At 49.3% G+C, this 448-nt stretch carries 1 rRNA gene; it reads right to left on the reverse strand.

Features of this window, described 5'->3' with window-relative positions:
• Positions 1–13: 13 nt before the first annotated feature.
• Positions 14–448: ribosomal RNA gene (locus HMPREF2801_RS01705) — 16S ribosomal RNA — on the reverse strand; the annotation flags it as partial.

Genomic DNA, 448 nt, shown 5'->3' on the forward strand with positions numbered 1-448 from the left:
TTTGTTTCCTTAGAAAGGAGGTGATCCAGCCGCACCTTCCGATACGGCTACCTTGTTACGACTTCACCCCAGTCACTTATCCTACCTTCGACTGCTGCTACCTTACGGTTTGCTCACAGGCTTCGGGTATTACAAGCTCCCATGGTGTGACGGGCGGTGTGTACAAGACCCGGGAACGCATTCACCGCAGCATTCTGATCTGCGATTACTAGCAACTCCATCTTCATGTACTCGAGTTGCAGAGTACAATCCGAACTGGGAAAGGCTTTTTGAGGTTTGCTTAATATCGCTATCTTGCTTCCCTTTGTACCTTCCATTGTAGCACGTGTGTAGCCCAGGGCATATAGGGCATGATGATTTGACGTCATCCCCACCTTCCTCCGATTTGTCATCGGCAGTCTCTTTAGAGTTCCCATCCGAAATGCTGGCAACTAAAGATAAGGGTTGC

Source organism: Peptoniphilus sp. HMSC062D09 (assembly GCF_001811425.1).
GTDB lineage: Bacteria > Bacillota > Clostridia > Tissierellales > Peptoniphilaceae > Peptoniphilus_A.